This window comes from Pseudoalteromonas sp. B62 (genome assembly GCF_037162565.1).
Classification (GTDB): domain Bacteria; phylum Pseudomonadota; class Gammaproteobacteria; order Enterobacterales; family Alteromonadaceae; genus Pseudoalteromonas; species Pseudoalteromonas fuliginea.
Window position 1 is genome coordinate 2477102 of the sequence record NZ_JARLVB010000002.1, and the last position, 19140, is coordinate 2496241.

At 38.6% G+C, this 19140-nt stretch carries 9 protein-coding genes, 9 tRNA genes and 2 pseudogenes; 17 read left to right on the forward strand and 3 right to left on the reverse strand.

Annotation, left to right across the window (positions count from 1 at the left end):
* The first annotated feature begins 3 nt into the window (after window positions 1-3).
* The 17 genes and pseudogenes from ruvB (at window position 4) to P4S71_RS15805 (ending at window position 9697) form a co-directional block, all read left to right on the forward strand.
* Window positions 4-1014: a Holliday junction branch migration DNA helicase RuvB gene (gene ruvB, locus P4S71_RS15725; RefSeq protein WP_007378887.1), complete on the forward strand. Its 1011-nt coding sequence runs from the start codon at window positions 4-6 to the stop codon at window positions 1012-1014.
* A gap of 1153 nt (window positions 1015-2167) precedes the next feature.
* Window positions 2168-2872 carry a protein TolQ gene (gene tolQ / locus P4S71_RS15730; protein WP_007378886.1) on the forward strand — a complete coding sequence of 235 codons (705 nt, stop codon included), beginning with the start codon at window positions 2168-2170 and terminating at the stop codon, window positions 2870-2872.
* Window positions 2859-3290: a protein TolR gene (gene tolR, locus P4S71_RS15735; protein WP_007378885.1), complete on the forward strand. Its 432-nt coding sequence runs from the start codon at window positions 2859-2861 to the stop codon at window positions 3288-3290. Before tolQ ends, tolR begins: the two co-directional genes overlap by 14 nt.
* A gap of 4 nt (window positions 3291-3294) precedes the next feature.
* Window positions 3295-4220: pseudogene (gene tolA, locus P4S71_RS15740) on the forward strand (cell envelope integrity protein TolA).
* Window positions 4221-4229: 9 nt separating this feature from the next.
* Window positions 4230-5588 (forward strand): Tol-Pal system beta propeller repeat protein TolB, encoded by a 1359-nt coding sequence (gene tolB / locus P4S71_RS15745; RefSeq protein ID WP_096793362.1) that lies wholly within the window; start codon window positions 4230-4232, stop codon window positions 5586-5588.
* A 34-nt stretch (window positions 5589-5622) separates the two neighbouring features.
* On the forward strand, window positions 5623-6165 hold the full coding sequence (gene pal / locus P4S71_RS15750) for a peptidoglycan-associated lipoprotein Pal (RefSeq protein WP_007378882.1): 543 nt from the start codon (window positions 5623-5625) through the stop codon (window positions 6163-6165).
* A 13-nt stretch (window positions 6166-6178) separates the two neighbouring features.
* Window positions 6179-6928, forward strand: coding sequence for a tol-pal system protein YbgF (ybgF, locus tag P4S71_RS15755; protein WP_033023873.1), 750 nt, complete (start codon window positions 6179-6181; stop codon window positions 6926-6928).
* A 171-nt stretch (window positions 6929-7099) separates the two neighbouring features.
* Window positions 7100-7175: transfer RNA gene (locus P4S71_RS15760), tRNA-Lys, on the forward strand.
* A 60-nt stretch (window positions 7176-7235) separates the two neighbouring features.
* Window positions 7236-7311 (forward strand) — tRNA-Lys (locus tag P4S71_RS15765).
* Between the two features lie 64 nt (window positions 7312-7375).
* Window positions 7376-7451: transfer RNA gene (locus tag P4S71_RS15770), tRNA-Lys, on the forward strand.
* An 80-nt stretch (window positions 7452-7531) separates the two neighbouring features.
* Window positions 7532-7607 (forward strand) — tRNA-Lys (locus tag P4S71_RS15775).
* Between the two features lie 83 nt (window positions 7608-7690).
* Window positions 7691-7766: transfer RNA gene (locus tag P4S71_RS15780), tRNA-Lys, on the forward strand.
* A 24-nt stretch (window positions 7767-7790) separates the two neighbouring features.
* Window positions 7791-7866 (forward strand) — tRNA-Lys (locus P4S71_RS15785).
* Between the two features lie 83 nt (window positions 7867-7949).
* Window positions 7950-8025, forward strand: a tRNA-Lys gene (locus P4S71_RS15790).
* 63 nt (window positions 8026-8088) lie between these two features.
* A tRNA-Lys gene (locus P4S71_RS15795) sits at window positions 8089-8164 on the forward strand.
* Window positions 8165-8305: 141 nt separating this feature from the next.
* Window positions 8306-9346: a quinolinate synthase NadA gene (nadA, locus tag P4S71_RS15800; RefSeq protein ID WP_337150977.1), complete on the forward strand. Its 1041-nt coding sequence runs from the start codon at window positions 8306-8308 to the stop codon at window positions 9344-9346.
* 261 nt (window positions 9347-9607) lie between these two features.
* Window positions 9608-9697: transfer RNA gene (locus P4S71_RS15805), tRNA-Ser, on the forward strand.
* Between the two features lie 140 nt (window positions 9698-9837).
* On the opposite strand, the pseudogene P4S71_RS15810 reads toward P4S71_RS15805, so the two are convergent.
* The 3 genes and pseudogenes from P4S71_RS15810 to P4S71_RS15820 all read right to left on the reverse strand — a co-directional run bounded on the left by P4S71_RS15810 (window position 9838) and on the right by P4S71_RS15820 (window position 19008).
* Window positions 9838-12518: pseudogene (locus tag P4S71_RS15810) on the reverse strand (CHASE domain-containing protein).
* Window positions 12519-12830: 312 nt separating this feature from the next.
* Window positions 12831-13187: a hypothetical protein gene (locus tag P4S71_RS15815; protein ID WP_337150978.1), complete on the reverse strand. Its 357-nt coding sequence runs from the start codon at window positions 13185-13187 to the stop codon at window positions 12831-12833.
* A 13-nt stretch (window positions 13188-13200) separates the two neighbouring features.
* Window positions 13201-19008 carry a pectinesterase family protein gene (locus tag P4S71_RS15820; protein WP_337150979.1) on the reverse strand — a complete coding sequence of 1936 codons (5808 nt, stop codon included), beginning with the start codon at window positions 19006-19008 and terminating at the stop codon, window positions 13201-13203.
* Window positions 19009-19140 lie beyond the last annotated feature (132 nt).

Genomic DNA, 19140 nt, shown 5'->3' on the forward strand with positions numbered 1-19140 from the left:
CCCATGATTGAAGCGGATCGCTTAATTGATGCGACTGAAAAAACAAATGAAGACTCTATAGATCGTGCAATAAGACCAAAACTTTTAGCCGATTACAGAGGCCAGCCTCATGTTAAGCAGCAAATGGAAATTTTTATTGAAGCTGCCCGAACCCGTGGTGAAGCGCTCGATCATTTATTAATATTTGGCCCACCTGGGCTTGGTAAAACCACGCTTGCAAATATTGTCGCTAACGAATTACACGTAAGTATTAAAACAACATCAGGCCCTGTACTTGAAAAAGCAGGCGATTTAGCTGCGTTACTGACTAATTTAGAAGAGGGCGACGTACTGTTTATCGATGAAATACACAGGCTAAGCCCGCAAGTTGAAGAAATACTGTATCCCGCAATGGAAGACTACCAGCTTGATATAATGATTGGTGAAGGCCCAGCTGCGCGTTCTATTAAATTAGACTTACCTGCATTTACACTTATTGGTGCAACCACACGAGCAGGCTCACTTACATCGCCACTGCGTGACCGTTTTGGAATTGTGCAGCGATTAGAGTTTTATTCTGTAGAAGATTTATCGCACATAGTAGGGCGCTCAGCACATTACCTTGATTTAGAAATGTGTGACGATGGCGCTACCGAAATCGCGCAGCGCTCGCGGGGTACACCACGTATTGCAAACCGCTTATTGCGCCGTGTACGCGATTACACTCAAGTAAAATCTGACGGCACAGTAAACGCCGATGTAGCTAAGCAAGCCCTTGATATGATTGACGTAGATAAAAGTGGTTTTGATTATATGGACCGTAAATATTTACTCGCTATAATTGAAAAGTTTATGGGCGGCCCAGTAGGGCTCGACAATGTAGCGGCTGCTATTGGCGAAGAGCGCGAAACAATAGAAGATGTGATAGAACCATTTTTGATCCAACAAGGATTTATTCAGCGCACACCTCGCGGGCGAATAGTCTCTGACAGTGCATACCATCACTTTGGATTAATGCCAAAAAAGACGACTTAATCTAAATTTCAATTAATCACTTGCGCTTGCATAAGTAAATGTACAGCAAGCGCGTATACCTAATTTTATAATGTTACCCACCATATTTTCACATCGTTACTCTAAACCAAGTTATTACAATTTTACCCACTATATAATCAGTTAACGCTTAATTCACAGAGCGTTAAGACTTGCGTGGCTATGCTGCGGGCTATTCGATAGATAGAGTATATTGCATAGCCGTTATCGTATTAGGCTGTTACAGTGTTGTTTAGTTTGCAATAATACTTAATCAATTAGAGGGGTTGAATCTGACGTTAACCGTGTTAAAAATTTCTGATATACGACTGCATGGATGCAGAGCAATGCAGGAGCATGAGTGATAACAACTAAATAACGAAATTTTTGCCTTGTTATAGATACGATTTTCTTACCTCAAAATAGATTACTCAATTAAGTAAATTGGTATTAAATGATTTCAATTTTTTTGGCAAAAAAAACCCGCAAAAAATGCGGGTAAACAACAAGTTGAAGGAAGTAATCTTGGGAACTACATTTTACACAACTAGGTTTTATCCTAAAAATGTAAAACAATGTAATACGATAAAATATCCTATTACTAAGAACTTTGCTTAATGAAGCTATTTCACTCAGTGCCAGCTCGGTATGGGGAGATAATACGCAATATATATTTATTATTCAAACTAGAAAATTTATAATTTCGGATTATAAAAACTAATGCAATGAAATTTCTGGTTGTTTAAAACTTGTTCATTAATGTTTTTTTCTGTTTGTAAGTTAATGAAAATTAGTGATTAAGTTTGAGTTTGCACTACTTGTCGCTATTAGTTTTACTATTACCTTTAGGTTTTGTTTAAGTTTTTTGAGTGTTTATGCAGTGATTTTGAATAAATGAGGCGTTTTATGGTGTTTTGCTTGTATATTTAAGCATATCTTGAGCGCATTATTAAATAGCGGAAATGGCTTTAAATTCTTTTGCTAGATAATTGCGAAATAAAGGTTATTTCAACGTTTTTTGTTGCTTGTTCATAGCAATATCGTTGTCAGTTTGAAATGGACTCGATACACTATGTGCAACTTTTGGCTGCACGAGCGGTCATATTTACACAAATCAATCAATTTGACGTATTTTGATACTATTTAGGAGTTTCACGTGGGATCAGGGCTTAATTTTTTGGATTTAATATTAGAAGCCAGTTTGCTTGTTCAACTAGTAATGTTAGGGCTAGTTGCTATGTCTGTAATGTCATGGGCAATTATTTTTCAGCGTAAAAAAGCAATATCAGATGCGTTAGCAAGTGCTAAAAAGTTTGAACAAAAATTTTGGTCTGGTATTGATTTAAGTAAACTATATAACGAAATTTCATCACGTAACGGTCAATCTGAAGGTATTGAAGCTCTATTTACAGCTGGTTTTAAAGAGTTTGCGCGACATAAGAAAAATACCTTTCAAAGTGCGAGTATTGTAATGGAAGGTACACACCGCTCTATGCGCGTGGCACTCTCTCGAGAAATAGAGAAAATAGAGTCAAGCTTATCATTTTTAGCGACAGTGGGTTCAATTAGCCCATATATAGGCTTGTTTGGTACTGTATGGGGCATTATGAATGCTTTTATAGCATTAGGTGAAGTTAAACAAGCTACGTTGCAGATGGTAGCACCTGGTATAGCAGAAGCACTTATTGCCACAGCAATGGGTTTGTTTGCAGCTATTCCTGCTGTTATTGCTTACAACCGTTTTTCTAATAAAGTTGAAAAGCTAGAATCTCACTACATTAATTTTATGGAAGAGTTTGCTAATATTTTACACCGTCAAGCAGCTACACAAATAGAGGCCCAAGCGAATGTATCAGCGTAAGAAGCGCCGTCCGGTCGCAGAAATTAATGTAGTTCCTTACATTGATGTAATGTTGGTGCTACTGATTATATTTATGGCAACAGCGCCACTTATTACACATGGTGTTAAAGTCGACTTGCCTAAAATGACGGAGTCAGATTTAGTTGATACTAAAGATGCGCCACCTATTATTGCTTCGATTGACGCACAAGGTAAATATTACGTTAGTGTAGGGACTGATCCAGAGGCTCCGATGGAGGCGCTTGATGTAGCGGCTGTGATTAAGTTACAGCTAATGAAAAATCCTGATGTACCTGTAATGATAAAGGGATCTGGAAAAGTATCATACCAAGAGGTATTGCTCTTAATGGACTTTTTAAAAAGTGCTGGTGTACCGTCAGTTGGATTAATGACAGAATCCTTCGAAGGGACAAAATAACGGTATGAGTAGTTCATTAATTAAATCAGTAGTTTTGCATGTGGCGCTGGGTGGTTTTTTATATGCATCGGCAAACATTCACCCGCCAGCACCAAAGGTTATGGAAGTAACGATTAATAAAGCTATACCTGATGTTGATAAAGCGGTGTCAGCTGTGACAGTTGACCAAAAAATGGTTGAGCAGAAAATAGCTGAACTCCAAAAGCAAGAAAAAGACAAAAAAAGGCAGAAGACAAACGCATCCGTGATTTAGAGCGCAGAGCTGCAAATGCACGCAAACAGCGCGAGTCAGAAACCCGTCATATTAAGAAATTAGAGCAAGAACGTAAGGCTAAAGAAAAAGAAACAGCCGAGGCGCAAGCACAAGCTAAAAAAGCACGCGCAATAGAACAAAAGGAACGTGCTAAAGCAAAACAAGCCGAAAAACAAAAGCAAGAGTCTGAAAGTGCAGCAAAAGCAGCTGCCGATAAGCGTAAAGCTGAGGAAGAAGCACTTAAAAAAGCTGAAGATGAACGTAAAAAGCGTGATGAAGAGGCTAAAGAACGTGCTAAAAAGGCTGAACAACAGCGTCAACAGGCCCTACAAGAACAAATGTTACAAGAACAACTTGCTAAAGAGCAGGCTGCGCGTAGTAAAATACGTCAACAACAGGTCGTGGGTGAAGTTGATAAATATCGCGCTCTAATTATGGCGCGTATTCAGCAGAACTTACTGATCGACGAGAAAATGAAAAATCAGCAGTGCCGAGTAAATATTCGTTTAGGCTTTAATGGTTTAGTAACACAAGTTAAATCATTAGGCGGCGATAAACTAGTCTGTGAGGCTGCACTTAGGGCTGTTCGTATGGCTGACACATTACCGGTATCTAAAGACAAAGACGTATTCGAACAACTTAAGAATATTAATTTAACAATCAAGCCAGAATTTTAAAGGAATGATATGTTCAACAAAGTAAAAATTGCCTGTTTAGTGCTGTTATTTGGTTTTCAGGGCATTGCTAACGCAGCCCTTGAAATTGTAATAACAGAAGGTGTAGATGGTGCAAGACCTATTGCAATTGTGCCGTTTAAATACAATGGTGTTGGTCCAATTCCTGAAAAAATAAGTGATGTTATTGCTGCAGATCTCATGCGTAGTGGTAAGTTTAAGCCTGTAGATGTTATGCAAATGCCGCAACAACCAAACAAAGATGCTGACATTGATTATGCATCTTGGGTTAATAAAGGTGTTGAAGCGATACTTGTTGGCGAGGTTGAGCAACAGACTGATGGACGTTATTTAGTACGTTATGAGTTAGTCGATGTTATTCGTGGTCAAATCACGGGAGGTGAAACGCAAATGATGAGTAATGGTAAGTTACTTAAAAGCCAAGATCATATTTTAGAAGCACGAGATAGTGTTATTGGCATAAGTGGTTTCCGTCGTTATTCACATCGTATTAGTGATGTCATTTATGAGAAATTAACGGGTGAGAAAGGTGCTTTTTTAACCAAGATTGCGTACGTAATTGTACGTGATGGTGATGATAAGCCTTATCAGCTTGTTGTATCAGATTATGACGGGTTTAACGAACAGGTGTTACTACGTTCGAAAGAGCCACTAATGTCACCGGCTTGGTCACCTGATGGCACAAAATTAGCGTATGTGACATTTGAAAACCGTCAAAGCCAAATTTATATTCAAGATTTGTATACCGGTAAGCGTGAAGTTATTGCAAGTTATCGCGGTATTAACGGTGCTCCGCAGTTTTCGCCAGATGGTAAAAAGCTTCTTTTAGTGCTCTCTAAAGACAAAACGGGTGCTACAGAAGTTTACTTATTAGACTTGGCAACACGCAAAGAAACACGTCTTACGCGACATCGTAGTATAGATACTGAACCATCTTGGTATCCAAATGGTCAAGATATAGTGTTTACCTCTGAAAGGGGTGGTAATGCTCAGATTTATAAGTTAAATTTAAAAAATGGTAGGTCACAGCGATTGACCTTTGATGGTGATATGAACCTTGCGGGTTCGATAACACCAGACGGTAAAGAATTAGTGATGGTTAACCGTACCAACGGGCAGTACCATCTTGCTAAGAAAGAGCTTGCTACGGGCGCGTTTCAAGTATTAACGCGAACTCGCCTAGATGAATCACCGAGCATAGCACCAAATGGTTCGATGATTATTTATAGCACGCTTCATAATAATAAACAGGTACTCGCGCTGGTATCAATGGACGGTCGCTTTAAAGCTCGTTTACCTGTGCTTGACGGACAAGTAAAGGCGCCAGCTTGGTCGCCATATTTACAGTAATATTACTGGTTTACTCAAAATAGGAATCTACTTAATGCAACTTAACAAAATACTTAAAGGCCTGCTAATTGCTGTGCCAGTAATGACATTAGCAGCTTGTAGCTCATCTTCGGATATTGATGAAGGTGCTGCAAATCAAACAAATGAAGCTGTTGTTGAACAATCGACAAATACAGACACAGTTGAAGTGGCTACAATTTCTCCTGAGCAACAAGCAGAAGAGCAACTTCGTCAAAAATACGAAGCACTACGCCAAGAGCAAGTAATCTACTTTGATTTTGATAAAGCGACAGTTGAAGGCAAATACGCTGACTTGCTTCGTGCTCATGCTGAATTTTTAGTTCAAAATTCATCAGTTAAAGTACTAATTGAAGGCCACGCAGATGAGCGCGGTACGCCAGAGTACAATATTGCACTAGGTGAGCACCGTGGCCAAGCGGTTGAGAAATACTTACAAAGTTTAGGTGTTTCAGCTAGCCAAATGTCAGTAGTAAGCTACGGTGAAGAGAAGCCAATGGTTAAATCTCGCACTGAATCAGCTTTCGCTAAAAACCGCCGTGCGGTACTCGTTTACTAAGATAAGAGATATTATGAAGCCGAAACTTATTTTGGCAGCCATGATATTGAGCGGGAGCACCCAGTTAATGGCTGCTCCCGCTCCTGTTTCAGAAGCTGCAGGTTCACAATCAAGTATTGAGAAGCGTTTAGCATCATTAGAGAGCATGATGCAGTCGCGTAATTTTTTACAAGTAGAGTTACAGCAACAACTTAATCTATTACAAGATGAAGTAAGTCAAATCCGTGGCGTAACTGAAGAACAAAGCTATAAGCTTGAAAAAGTACTGCAGCGTCAACGCGAACTTTATCAAGAAATTGAAAATCGCGTAAGCCAAGCATATGCACAACCTGCTGTAGCGCCTGCAGCTGATTATACGCAACCAAGTGATGCACAGACATACAGTAACGATTTATCTGAAAACGAAGCATACGAGCGTGCTGTAGCGCTTATAATGAAGGATAAGCGTTATGATCAAGCAATTCCTGAGTTTCAAACTTTTTTAACGTCATACCCAAACTCAGTTTATGCATCTAATGCACATTATTGGCTTGGGCAATTGCTGACGATTAAAAATACGCCAGTAAAAGCAATAGAGCACTTTAAAGTGGTTGTTAATGAATTTCCTAATTCAAATAAACGACCAGATGCAATGTTAAAGCTAGGAACACTTTTGCAAGAGCAAGGTTTAGCAGAGGAAGCTCTAAAAATTCTGAATGATCTTGTTAATCAGTATCCAAGTACAACTGCTGCAAAATTGGCCACAGAACGCTTATCAAAATAATTGAATCGGCTTGATTAGACTGCTTTTTGTCATAAGCGGTCTAAAATTGGTCAACTAGGCATAAAAACTTAAAAAAAGAGACAATTTCGGTTGCACTCATTTTATAAATAAGTATTATAAGCGCCCGCAGCAAACGAATGGTTACCCCACTCGAAATGCGGCAAAAAGAGCGGGTTATTAGCTCAGTTGGTAGAGCAGTTGACTTTTAATCAATTGGTCGATGGTTCAAATCCATCATAACCCACCATTTTTAAAATGGTCTTTTATCGGCGGATTTACGTAGTATTTAAAGTTGTTAAATTAGAGCGGGTCATTAGCTCAGTTGGTAGAGCAGTTGACTTTTAATCAATTGGTCGATGGTTCAAATCCATCATGACCCACCATTTTATATTTATAAATAATATAATGGTTTAACTTAGACTTTAGTACAGACAATTATATCAGAGCGGGTCATTAGCTCAGTTGGTAGAGCAGTTGACTTTTAATCAATTGGTCGATGGTTCAAATCCATCATGACCCACCATTCTTTATTCCTTGTGAATACGGTTTGGTATCAATCGGCGGATTTACGCAAGCTTATTTATTTTAAATAGGTGCATGAGCGGGTCATTAGCTCAGTTGGTAGAGCAGTTGACTTTTAATCAATTGGTCGATGGTTCAAATCCATCATGACCCACCATTCTTTATTCCTTGTGAATACGGTTTGGTATCAATCGGCGGATTTACGTAAGCTTCATTCATAATTGAATAAGTGCATAGAGCGGGTTATTAGCTCAGTTGGTAGAGCAGTTGACTTTTAATCAATTGGTCGATGGTTCAAATCCATCATAACCCACCATTCTATGAAAATTTATATAAGAGCGGGTCATTAGCTCAGTTGGTAGAGCAGTTGACTTTTAATCAATTGGTCGATGGTTCAAATCCATCATGACCCACCATTGTTTATTCCTTGTGAATACTGTTTGGCATCAGTCGGCGGATTTACGTAAACTTCATTCTTAACTGAATAAGTGCATAGAGCGGGTTATTAGCTCAGTTGGTAGAGCAGTTGACTTTTAATCAATTGGTCGATGGTTCAAATCCATCATAACCCACCATTCTATGAAAGTTTTAATCGGCGGATTTACGCAGCTTTTTACAAAGCAAATTTATATTAGAGCGGGTCATTAGCTCAGTTGGTAGAGCAGTTGACTTTTAATCAATTGGTCGATGGTTCAAATCCATCATGACCCACCACTCTCTAATACTTTCCTTTATATTCTTTTTTAAATTCCCACTTTATTTTTTATAAACAGCCTCGCTAGTTTGCTGTTATTTGCTTTGATATTCTCGTATAATTCGCCCTAATTAATGCACTGTAGATAAGTGGTCGAGAACATGAGTCTAGCTCAAACTATTATGCCTGAAGGTTATATCTTTTCCCCTAAGCCAGCACCGTTAACACAAGACGAGCAAGGCGAATATAAAGCGCGTATAAAGCAATTACTAAAAGATAAAAATGCAGTACTTGTTGCCCATTATTATACCGATCCTGAAATTCAAGCACTTGCTGAAGAAACCGGCGGTTGCGTTGCCGATTCGCTAGAAATGGCACGTTTTGGCGCACGTCACGATGCAGATATGATTATCGTCGCGGGCGTAAAATTTATGGGCGAAACAGCTAAAATATTAACACCCAATAAAACGGTTGTTATGCCAACACTTGAAGCAACATGTTCGTTAGATATTGGTTGCCCGATAGACGATTTCTCTGCGTTTTGCGATCAGCACCCAGATCGTAAAGTTGTTGTATATGCAAATACCTCTACTGCGGTCAAAGCGCGTGCCGATTGGATTGTAACGTCATCGTGTGCACTTGAAATTGTAGAGCACCTAGATGAGCAAGGCGAAAAAATCATTTGGGGACCAGATAAGCACCTTGGTAGTTATATTCAAAAAAATACCGGTGCTGATATGCTTATGTGGAATGGTGCATGTATTGTACATGACGAATTTAAAACTAAAGCTTTAAAAGATATGAAGGCGCTACACCCAGATGCAGGCGTATTAGTTCATCCAGAATCGCCAGCAGAGATTGTTGCACTTGCCGATGCAGTAGGATCAACGAGCCAACTCATAAAAGCTGCGCAAACAATGCCCAACAATAAATTTATTGTTGCAACCGATCGCGGTATTTTTTATAAAATGCAGCAACTATGCCCAGATAAAGAGTTTTTCGCGGCTCCAACGGCAGGTGAGGGCGCTTCATGTAAAAGTTGCGCTCATTGCCCTTGGATGGCAATGAATGGCTTAAAGGCGATTGAGGAAGCCCTAATTGACCCGAAAGGCAAAGAAGTATTTGTTGATATGGATTTACGCGAAGGCGCACTTAAGTCACTTAATCGCATGCTTGAATTTACCGCGAGTATGGCTAAGTAACCTAAACTCTGGCTAGAGAAAATAAATTTAAATATCATCATATTCAATACGTAGTAAATCTCTTAATCAGAGTTCAGGTTAAGTCATTTTAAAGTTTAAATTAAAAACGGTTAAATCTTGAATTTAGCCGTTTTTTATACTTAAACGTAAGTTATTGCTTGATAAGTAAGCACTTGAAGGTTCATATTTAAAAATGCCTTGCACCTTGTGGGCCTATTTCATACTATAGCGTGCCGTTGCATTATACAATTGCAACACTGTGGAGGGATGGCTGAGTGGCTGAAGGCGCACGCCTGGAAAGTGTGTTTAGGTTTATCCCTAACGAGGGTTCGAATCCCTCTCCCTCCACCATTATTCTTAAGGCCTAGTTATTAATTTAACTGGGCTTTTTAATGTAAAGTAAACTCTGCTCAACTATTGGTTAGGCGCGACAAAGTAATTTGGAGTATGTTGTTAATTCAATCTACTTAAACTTGATTTGTTGAGGCATATCAAATGTTTTCCTCTGTATTATTCATATGTAGTGCTTTTATTAATTCTTGTTTTTCAATAGGCTTAGAAATATAGCCATCAAAAAGTTGTTTATATAATTCTTTTTGTTCAGTAAAAACATTGGCCGTTAGGGCTATAATGACTTGTTTACTATTTATTTTTTTATTTTTTTACAGGCCTCAAAACCATCCATTTTCGGCATCTGAATATCCATAAGAATAATGTCAGGTAACAACGATTCATATAATGCAATTGCTTCAAGCCCATTATTAGCTATTACAATATTGGCTTTAGTCGGCTCTAACATTGCAGTTGCAACCAGTTGATTAATTTTGTTGTCTTCTGCGATTAAAATTGTTTTGTTTGATAAATCAGGAAATTCTAAATACTTTGTATTTAGATCTATTGCTTTTATATTTGCTTTCTTCAGTGGTAAATAAACACAAAATTGGCTTCCAGAGTTTAATGTGCTGGTCACTTTAATTTCACCTTTCATGAGGCTAATTAACGATTTTGTTATCGGTAAGCCAAGCCCTGTTCCACCATATTCTCTGGTAGTAGACGTTTCTGCTTGCTCAAAGCGTTCAAATAATCGATCAATTGCATTTTGTGATATACCAATGCCTGTATCTGAGACAATGCCGTATATTTTATTATCGTCAGTTAACTTAAACTCAACGGTTACACCACCTTCGTGGGTGAATTTGATGGCATTAGAGATTAAGTTAATGAAAATCTGTCTCAGCCTAACCGGATCACCTATCCAATAGTTGTGATCAATATTAGATATGAAACGTAAGTAAATGCCTTTCTCATTAGCAAAAAGTGCGAGATCCGACTCTAAATGGTTTATTAACTCATTCAGTTCAAAGTGCATGCTTTCTAATGATAATTTACCGGCTTCGATTTTAGAAAAGTCGAGAATATCGTTAATGATGGTTGTTAATGCTCTTGTTGAGTATAATGATTTTTTTAAATATTCTTGTGATTTTTCGTTAAGTGGCTGCTCTTGTAGTAGTTGCAAAGTACCTAAAATACCATTCATTGGGGTACGAATTTCGTGACTCATATTTGCTAAAAACTCTGATTTAGCCTTAGAGCTTTGCTCTGCTAATTCTTTTGCTTGTGCAAGTGCTTCTTCATGTTTTATTTGCTGTGTTAAATCAAATGCGATACCTAAAAAACCAACTACTTGACCTCTATTATTGAGCAATGAGGTAATGCTTAAATTAATTTGGATATGCTTACCGTTAGAATCTATGTACGTCCATTGGTTTATATCAGGTTCGGTGGGTGTTGCTTTAACGACAAATACTTCAAAGCCAGGTTTAATAGGTTTGTTTAATTCTTTTGTTAATTGCTGCGCTTTTTTAACTACTTCATCTTCTACATGAAAAATACTCGGGTTTTTGATACCAATAATTTCGCTGGCTTTGTAGCCAAGTAGTTTCTCTGCAGCAGGATTAAATTCAGTAATTAGGCCGTCTTTGTCTGTCGCAATAATAGAGTAACTCGCACTGTCTAAAATACTGCGTTGTAAAGTACTTATATCGGCTATTTGTTGGGTGCGTAACTTTACTTCAATTTCTAGTTTTGAATTTGCTTGTTCAAGTATTTGTTCGTGCTTTTTAGCGGCTTCTACTTTGAGTTTTATTCTTTGTGCCCTGCGATAAAAAAATAGCTGTAGAGCGAATATAAAAAACATTGAGAAGACGGTTAAAAAGACTCCATCAACGAGTGCTTGATATTTATTAGCTAAATGGAGGTTGGCGATAAAAGATTGAGAACCATGCAGTGTTACTTTCCAGCTTCGTCCCATAATATTGATAGTATTAGAAGTTTGAAACGCGGTGTTATTATTCTTATTGCCGTAATTAAAAAAGGTAAATTCAGTACTGTTATTTAAATCACTGATGCTTAAACTATTTTCGTCTACTTGAGAAAGTGACTCTAAAATATTATTAATTAATAGAGGGGCATAAGCCCAACCTACCAATTTGTCTAGGCGATGTTGTGTATTTTTTGGCACGATATTTTGTTGATATACAGGGAGTAAAATCAAAAAACCTTGCTGTGGTTTTTTGTCAGCCTGTACTAAGGTAATTGGCGCCGATAATTGGGTGCTATTGTTTATTGCTGAGTTGAGTGCTGCTTGTCGGCGTATGTTCTCAGAGCCAATATCAAGACCAAGTGCTTTTGAATTATTTTTTTCAGGAAAAATATACTGAATAATAAAATGCTCATCGTTGTCGTCTTTGAGTGACTTTAAACTAAAGGTATTATCGGGCCGCTCGTTTTTAGCGTGTTCTAAAAATTGAGCTAAATGCGCTGGTGATACTCTTTTAATAAAACCGATACCATCTGCACCAGGGAATTCTAAAGTATAATTTCGGCTATTTGAGTAGTTTTGCATCGCTTGATAATTTAAATTATCAATGCCAATACCGTGTATAAATCCTTTTAAGCCGAATAGCCCATATTGATATAAATTAACCCTATTGATGATACCTGTGGATAATGAGGAAAGTCGGTTGTTTAGAGCCGTTGAAATAACAGCATTACGTTCGCGTTGATATTGAATATGCTGAGAATAAGTGAAAGTAGCACCTATAATGAGGATAATAATTTGGATGATTACTTGTAGTAAAAGCCCATTATTAATCCTGCTTTTTGCAAGCATTCATTCGTCCTTTTATATGTACTTATATAAGCGTTTAGTATCTTATGCTCGGACTAAATATAGCACTTATTTTGAATGTTACAACTTAGGCTTTTTTTGTAATTTATATAATGGACAATACCTTATAGAGTTGTATCGACTTGAATTCGAGGTAATATGTTAATCTTAAGTTGTTACTTATTGTGTTACTTATTGTGTTATTTGAGCTGGACTTATGTGTAATAGGAAATAACTAAAAATGTAGTTTTATATTAAAGATATAAAAATGAAAGCCCCATAGAATCAACATAAAGGGCTTTTTACTTGGGAAGGTTACTGAATTGTTAGTTCATCTATCGTAATAGTTGCCTCACTCTCTGTACGGATAGTTATAAAAGAGGTTGGTGTGGCAACAAAACCATCAACAGTATAGGTTTGCCCCAGTACTAGCTCTTCCAGCTTTATAGAGTAAAACTTAGAACTACCGTTATGTATTGAATTAGCACTTCCTGAAGTATTGTTGTCTACGTATATCTGAAAGCTTTTAGCTGTATTACCGCTTACAGCATCCACCTTGAACGTTACTTGGTAGTTATTTGATAGGTCTAGTAATCCGCTTGTTTGCGTATCGTCACCCGTGGTGTTAATGGTCGGTGTTGTATTTGCAATACTAATACGTGTACCGGTCATGGTTAGTTTTCCGTTACTTACCTGAACACTGCCTGTAACACGGTGAAATAGGGGTGTTGCTCCCTGCAAGGCCTGATAAGTCACGGTAACGATTACTGAAAAATGCATCAGCGTTGTTTGCAGAAAAATTTTCAGTAAATGGTAGCCCTAACGGCTCTTGAATCGGCGGCTCTGTAGGCTCTTCAATCGCAGGGATATCTAAATCACTTTGATCTATTTTACCAATACCTGCATGCGCAATAACATGATCTTTAATAGCCATAACAGGGGTTAGTGTGTACTCATAAGGCACTTGGTAGCTACTTGTTGGTGTAATTCCATTTTCGGTTACTTCACCCGCTACGTCACCGTCTGGTACTTCACCCCAGGTAACGGTATCACTGAGGTAGTTACCCGATGTATTCCAATAGCCAATAGTATCTGAATAAAACGAGATCACTGGGTTTTTGGTGTTTTCAAAGTAGTTACCTTCTACTTGAAGCTCCGCCCCCATACGTGAATTTATGGCACTAGAGGTAATGTTGTTGTAGTAGTTATTAAATACATGGCCGCGACCGAATCTAAATAAGGGTACTCGCGATACAATATTTTCAAATCGGTTATGGTGAAAAGTAATAAAGCGATTTTTGTTGGTACTGGTGTCATCATCACTATGACCGTGTAATGAGGTTTTCCAGCTATCGTGTAAGTAGTTATAAGAAATTGTGATGTTTTGCGCGCCAGATTTAGAATCAATTAGGCCATCATAAAAATCTTGATCTGAGTCTAGCGATGAATATAACTCATTGTGGTCAATCCAGATATTAGAGGTACTTCCGTTTTCATCACCTTCAATTGAAATACCATCCTTACCACCGGTAAGCACTTGATTAATTTTTAAATTTTGAATTATGATATTATTCGCTCTGCGAATTTCGATGCCAATACCATCCAAATGACCACGATCTGCTACGCCCACAATAGACACATTATCCATATCTTTTATCTGAATTGATAAGCCATCACCGCCACTGTTCGCATCAGTAATAACACCATCAACATAAATGATAATAGGTGTACTGGTTGCTTTTGCTTCACTCAATGCTGCTTTTAATGATGAGCCATTATCTACAGTTACCACAGTGCCATTAGTACCACCGGTCACATCAAAGTTATAACCAGCAAATCCTAAATTCACGTTAACAGGTATTACTTTTACAGGTTCGTCAGGTAACACTGGCACTGGTAAAGGGGTTGGGGTCCACCCTGCGCCATCGCCATAACTTGCAAAAATACTATCACGTTCAAGCAGTTGAGCTACTTCACTTGTTTGTAAAATATAACCACCATTACGGGTGCTTAAATCTAGTGCGTTACCTTGCATATCCATGCTGCCGTATTCACGCCAGCCGCTTGTTGCTGAAGGTGCTTCTGGATTTGGAGCTGGTTGATTTTCAACACCTTGAATAGCCCAGCCAACAGTTGCAATGTGGGTATCAAACTTGTTATTGATAAGGGTTACATTATCAAAGTATGAAGAGCTACCACTACTGCGAGCAAGATATGTTGAATTGTCTAGTACGCCATTACCAATAGGGCCAGGACCATTGGTAAACTCATTGTTTAAGAAAATAAAGCCAGGATCGGTTTCTACCGGTACACGCGCTTGTAAAACGTAGCCACCTTTGGTGTCTTGGGTTGGATCACCATTTTTAGAATCACCTAGGGTACGTATTTCGCTATCTTCAAATAACGAAGTAACTGGGTATCCCCATATGAAGTCTACGTTACCGGCAACTAGCGTGTTGTAAAACCAAGTATAGCCTTTTAGTAGTAGGGTATCTTGCTCACTAATAAAGTTTGCGTTGTTGGCAACTAAACGATATTGGCTATTGAAATAAATAGTTTCAGCTTGATTTGATACGCTGTTACTACGAATGTGCGTGTTTTTTAACGTTAGATTGTTAATAACCAGCATATCTGTGCCTTCAACCAAAAATACACTACGGCCACCGTTTGGAGTACCACCGCCAAGTGCCGCGCTACCACCTGAACCGCTATTAAGTGTTTCGTAGTTTTCGTACTGAATAATAGTGTTGTTTTGGCTTTCACCTTGTAGCGTTATATTATTTTTATTGCGCAGAAATAGCAGCTCATTGTAAGTCCCGTCTTTTATTGAAACCGTTGTTTGCTCATCTTTATCAAGATGCTGCATTGCAAAATTAAGTGCGCCTTGCACGGTTCTAAAGTCAGCAACGTCATTATCGTCAACGAGTAGCTCATTTCCTGCTGGGATATTTACTTTGGTTGTAAATGTCCACTGACTGTTATTGCCAAGTCCAGCGAAATCCATGTCATTTAATTTAGCACCAGTAACAACGTCGTCACCGATAACTACACGATAAGTTTGGCCGTACTCAAGCACACTGTTGCGAGGCTTAATGATTAATGTATTGTCCTCTAAGCTAATAGGGAAGTAATTTACAGCACGTATGCGATCTTGCCCAGGGTAACCAATTACATCGATGTTTTTACCTACTTTTAGGGTATCAACTAAAGTGTCATCACTTTGTTTATAAATCCTAACTTCGCCAAGACTACCTAAGGTTGGTGTTACACCGGTAGTATCAAAATCAATTGAAATTAACGTATCAACAAATTGATTATCTGCTGATTTTTCAGGCATTAGCTTACCGCTTAGGTCACCATAATCGGTGCTTGGCATCACAAAGCCTTCGACAACATTTACTTCAATCGTTCTGATTATTGTTTCATCAGAACCTGATACAAACTTAATTGTTGCTTCACCAGCACTGAGCGGGCTTAACGTAACTACATCGCCTGAGACATCAGCAGACACTACGTCTTTATTACTCGATGTAACGCTGAAGGTATCGGTTGTAACACCATCGTCTTTAATTGCTGTCACATTAATTATGAACGGATCAGTGGTTGTACTGGCATCCCATGCAGGATCTTTATAATCAAGGGTTAATTGAATTGGCTTAATACTTGGATCGCCGACTTTAACGTTATCAAGTTCAAATGAGCGGTTGTTAGTAAACAAACCAATTAGGCCACGAGCGCTATACGTGCTGTCGCTAATTGTGCCCATTTTTTCACCATTCAGATATGCAGTAAGTTCTGAGTCTATCATTTCAAAGCGGGTGGTATACCAAACGCCATCAGTTGTACCGCCTTTTTCACCTAATAAGATAGGAGACTTAGCTTGTACAGGTCGAGAAATAGAACCGTCAACAGTCACAGCCACTTCTACTTGTGTGCTACTTGTTGAGTTTTGTACATTTAAGCCACCAGCAAGCCAGTTGCCTTCACTTTCATAACGAGCCATTAAGTAGAGCTGTTTGCTCGCTGTTGTACTGTTTTGACGTGGTCGAATATCAGCTTCAAAAAAGTAGTTACCGGTATCTGGCACATTTTGTAATGCGTCTTCAGTGGCTAAAATGAGTTCACCACCAACACCACCGGCGGTGTAACGCATAACGTTGTTACCACTTAAATCTAAAATATCAAATTCACCCACGGCGCCCGCTGTGTTATCTGGTTTTGCAATAATTTTCCAGTTGGATAAATCGCCTGCTGAAAAGTCATCACAAAAATACAGCTCAGGAGAGCTATTACATTTAAACACGCTCGGATCGTCTAAGTATTCGATACGTAGATTTTTAATAACAACCGTTCCGCCATTTTCAGTACGCAGCTGTAAAAATGAAGTTGCTGTTGCAATTTTACCTTCAACAACTAGCGTAGTGTCAGGTACTAAGGTGTTAATTAATTCATTGTAAAATTTTGAGCTAGAGCCATGAATTGACTTTGAGCTGCTAGAGGTATTGTTATCCACGTAAATTTGGAAGTTATTATCACCATCAGGATCGCTCACACTCACGATATCTATCAAAATTTGATAGGGGCGCGATAAATCAAAGCTACCAGTTGTACTTTGATCTGTTTCGGTCGTCTCTACATTTGGCGTTGTATTACCCATTGTAAAGCGGCCACTATTAATTTCTAAACCGGTATCAATAACAGAAACCGATCCACCTGTCTTTTTAAACATAGGGACGATAGAGCCGTCAGCTGCAGTAATCGCGGAAAAATCAGTTGAAAATAAATCACCTGTTACCGTTGTAAAATCAGTAACAAATGGGAATGGCGTTGTCGTGTCTCCCCCTGTTGGTGGTGTGGTTGGATCAGTAGGCTCTTCAATTTCAGGTACATCTGTGGCAACCGTAATTAACTCTAAATTATCTAACGTAATTGATGCCGCGCTATCAGTTCGAATCTGTAAAAATGAGTTTTTAATCTCTGCATTCAATACGCCTTGCGCGCTTTCGCTGTCCAGATCAGGGCCTGTTACTACGTCTTCACCTGGTTTATAGGTATATGTAAAGCGTTGACCTTGAGGTAAATTTTCAGCTGTAATAGCTTTTGAATAAAATTTAGATGCTTTGCCATGTACTGAGTTGTCTTGGCCAGTCGTATTATTGTCAACATACAATGACAGAGTACCTGCATCATTATGGGCAATAACATCAAAGCTAATTGTAAAGCCTTCACTTAAGTTATAAATACCTTTACCCAATGTGTCACTTGGGCTTGTTTCTTTGCCTGGCAGTGTGTTACCAATACTAAAGCGGTCGCCTTCAAGCACTATATTGCCATTTTCAGCATCAAGTTCTAAGCTACCACCGGTTTTGAAGTAAAGAGCAGCACTGCCAATCTCATCACTTACGCTTTTATAGGTAGACTTAAAGAAGTCTTCAGTGGTGGTGCTAAAATCTTCAATAAGTGCTTTGCTGTTCTGTTCTGCTAAATTGTTGAGGTTTTCAAGCTCAATGGCAGCTTGCTCTTCACTAAATACGATAACGTTATTTTTAGCATCGTCGTTACTATCGCATTTTGCAATCATGTCGCTAAGCGATGCGTCATCAGATTGGTGGCACAAACTATACACACTATCAACCGTATTAAATGAACGTGAAATTAGGTATTGTGTATTTGACTCACCATTAACAGCAGTTGTAAAAGCGAGTACGCGATCACCAAATATAAATTCATAATTGCCGTTGCCAATAATTTCACCATCAGCTGTTCTAGTAAATGTGCCCGTGGAGTTAGTATCATCAGCGGGGCTAAAATTAAGTATTTCAATACCGGCAGTACTGCCTTTTACCAAAGGGTTGTATACATCACCGGTAAATAGTGACAAGTTAAATGCATTAGGCTGTGTACTGTTGTATTGCTTATACACAAAATCAACAAAATGTAATATAGCCTGATCAGCATCAATGAGTTCCGTTGTTGGTGTGCCTGCATTTGCTAGCCAAACGTTTACATCTGCCGCAAATTCATCTTCACTACGACTAAAATAATCGGTAATTGTTTGGCCTTCTGATAAGTTGATCGTTGCTGCATCGGCTGTTGTGGCACTAATGGTAATACCGTTACTCACATCGCCATCACTATCAAGTGATTGAAATAATCGCAAGCTGTTTACAACAGCAGGATGAAATACAGTATCGGTTGAAAATAAATTTAAAGGTGACAAGATATTACTTGCCGCAATAGATGGAAACGCAATATCTCCTATTGCAAACGTAATCGCTTCGCCGCGAAAATAGTTAAATTGACCGTTGGCATCGGTTACACCATCAGGTACTGATAAACTTGTGTAACTTAAGCCTGCAACAGGGCTATCTACAAAGGTTCCTTGAATAGCAGGGGCGGGTGCTTCTTTAACGTTAATTGAACTTTCTTCCTGGCATCCCGTTAATATTGTACTGAGTAATAATGTGGTGATTACACTTATTTTTGTTTTCATACATCCCTCCAAGGATGAACTTTTTAGCGTCTGTGTTGGCAGTGTGTGATGCACACGTAGAGTGTGCTAATTTTTAGTTTTGTGTATTTAATCTGTACTCTGGTTAAGAGATTTATTATTTAGAGTTCAGAT

Coding starts and splice junctions, on each gene's coding strand:
- P4S71_RS15820 (WP_337150979.1), bottom strand. CDS start 19,008: ATGAAAACAAAAATAAGTGTAATCACCACATTATTACTCAGTACAATA.
- nadA (WP_337150977.1), top strand. CDS start 8,306: ATGAGTCTAGCTCAAACTATTATGCCTGAAGGTTATATCTTTTCCCCT.
- ybgF (WP_033023873.1), top strand. CDS start 6,179: ATGAAGCCGAAACTTATTTTGGCAGCCATGATATTGAGCGGGAGCACC.
- pal (WP_007378882.1), top strand. CDS start 5,623: ATGCAACTTAACAAAATACTTAAAGGCCTGCTAATTGCTGTGCCAGTA.
- tolR (WP_007378885.1), top strand. CDS start 2,859: ATGTATCAGCGTAAGAAGCGCCGTCCGGTCGCAGAAATTAATGTAGTT.
- P4S71_RS15815 (WP_337150978.1), bottom strand. CDS start 13,187: ATGACCGGTACACGTATTAGTATTGCAAATACAACACCGACCATTAAC.
- tolB (WP_096793362.1), top strand. CDS start 4,230: ATGTTCAACAAAGTAAAAATTGCCTGTTTAGTGCTGTTATTTGGTTTT.
- ruvB (WP_007378887.1), top strand. CDS start 4: ATGATTGAAGCGGATCGCTTAATTGATGCGACTGAAAAAACAAATGAA.